3 protein-coding genes are annotated in these 2016 nt (G+C 61.0%); 2 read left to right on the plus strand and 1 reads right to left on the minus strand.

What is annotated here, in order from left to right:
* Positions 1–236 precede the first annotated feature (236 nt).
* Complete coding sequence (locus NW857_RS12575) at positions 237–632, minus strand: hypothetical protein (RefSeq protein WP_414369155.1); 396 nt, start codon at positions 630–632, stop codon at positions 237–239.
* 118 nt (positions 633–750) lie between these two features.
* On the opposite strand from NW857_RS12575, the gene NW857_RS12580 reads away from it, so the two are divergent.
* Positions 751–1059: a TIGR02450 family Trp-rich protein gene (locus NW857_RS12580; protein WP_414334651.1), complete on the plus strand. Its 309-nt coding sequence runs from the start codon at positions 751–753 to the stop codon at positions 1057–1059.
* Positions 1060–1364: 305 nt separating this feature from the next.
* On the plus strand, positions 1365–1838 hold the full coding sequence (gene ispF, locus NW857_RS12585) for a 2-C-methyl-D-erythritol 2,4-cyclodiphosphate synthase (protein WP_414334653.1): 474 nt from the start codon (positions 1365–1367) through the stop codon (positions 1836–1838).
* The last annotated feature ends 178 nt before the right edge of the window (positions 1839–2016 follow it).

The following is a 2016-nucleotide window of genomic DNA, read 5'->3' on the forward strand; positions in this document are numbered from 1 at the left end:
CACCTCTGCTTGGTCGGCCCCGGCAGCCAAGGCCTTTTGCACACCCTGTTCGCAAAGATCCAGCAGGTTTTCAGGAGCAATGACGGAGCCGGCCATAGAACTTGAGAGCTGCAAGAGAACAGTTCTATTATCGACCCTGCTGCCAAGACCTGCCCCAACAGCAGGGGGCAGATGATCTCAACTGGTCACTTGGGCTTGGGATCCGTTTGCCGGCAGCTTTGCGGATCCCTGGCGCATCAGGGCTGCTCCAGCGGCTGATCCGAGAACAGCAAGGGGGCAATGTTGGCGGCTTGGTTGAGTGGGATCTCGTCGTGGATGGGGTACTGATAAAACTGATCCAGCCGCTGACACAAACCTTCTGGGGTCAAAGCCTGTACATTGGAGCTGATGATGTAACTCTGGGCAGGAGAGGCCCGAAACGCCTGAAAGGCTTTGCGACAAAACGCCTGCTTGGCCTCAGGATCCGCCTGGCGCCACTCCGGCCCTGTGAGTTTGCCAGAGAGTGCCGGCTCAGTTGCCGCCCAAGCGCTGGACGCGACCAGGGGCAGTCCCGTTGCCCAAACCAGCCAGGCCAGGAGGAGCAGCAATACCTGCTGCCAAGAGAACCCAAGCCGTTGCTTGTGCTGCACCATAGGTGGATATGCTGAGGGAAGGAGCTTGGAATGCCGAAGCATCCCTAGCGATCCTATCGCCCTCGGTCTCCCCCATCCAGCCGAGGACAGCCCTGGAGCAAGGTTGGCAAGCAGCTCTATGGCTCGCAGCAAACCCCGCCAAAAACAGCGCTTTCCCCATCTGCTGGGCTCCAAGTGGACTTCTGTCCAGCCTGTGATGGGTTGGCGACATTTTCAGGTCGCTGCCCGCCAAGAGGGGCAAGGGGGGCTGGTGTTTGCCGAGCTGAGGGCCGTCTGCGATCCCCAGGTGCGCCTCTGGGTCAACGCCGCCACCCTCAAAAACCGGGATCTCTGGCAGCCGGGCTGGACGCCGCTGGAAGACGGGATCCCCTGCGGATCTGGCGGATCGTCTCTCTCTAGAGACTCAGGGATCCCCGGATCCCTCTAGCGCTGTATTCTTCTAGCTACAAGACTTTTGAGGAGAAAACGATGCCCAGGTGTGATGTCTGTGGGAAAGAGCTCGGCTACGGCGACTATCAATGGGCCAAGCGCTGTACCAATCCCTACGGGAAATCCCACCTTATCTGCTTCGACTGCTACAGCGGTTCTTCCTGTCCCATCTGCTCCTCCCCTCTCGAGTCGGCAGAATAGAAAGAAGTCGTTCTCAACAGCCGCTTTTCCTCTCCCGGTGAGCCAAGCTCTTGGAAGGAAGTTGGCAAAAGTCTCGCTGGTGTTCCCAAGGGAGCCGCAACAGTGCGCATTGGCCAGGGCTATGACATCCACCGCCTCGTAGAAGGGCGCCCCCTGATCCTAGGCGGGATCCGGATCCCTTACGAAAAGGGTCTGTTGGGCCACAGCGACGCCGACGTGCTCACCCACGCCATCATGGACGCCCTCCTAGGAGCCGCCGCCCTGCGGGACATTGGCTACTACTTTCCCCCGGAAGAGGAGCGCTGGAAAGGGGCAGACAGCATTCTCCTCTTGCAGCAGGTGGTGCAGTTGGTAAGCCAAGAGGGCTGGCGCATTGCCAACGTCGATAGCGTCGTGGTGGCAGAGCAGCCCAAGCTCAAGCCCCACATCCCCGCCATGCAGGCCCGCCTGGCCGAGGCCATGCAACTATCGCCCAAACAAGTAGGCGTGAAGGCCACCACCAACGAAAAACTCGGCCCCGTCGGCCAGGGAGAGGCCATGGCTGCCTTTGCCGTCGCCCTGCTGGTGGAACGCTGAGCCGCCGGCTTGCGGAAAGCACCTGGCCGTTGCCCTGCCCAAGCTGCCAAACTGGCAAGCAATCGCTCCCTCAAAAAACCAATTGGCCCCCATTGTCGTGAAACCCCCTGCCGCCTCGATCCCAGCTCCCCTCTCCCTCAGGGAGAGGGGCCGGGGGTGAGGGCCCCCGGGAGCGGGG

This window comes from Synechococcus sp. H55.9, assembly GCF_047462355.1.
Taxonomy (GTDB): Bacteria; Cyanobacteriota; Cyanobacteriia; order Thermostichales; family Thermostichaceae; genus Thermostichus.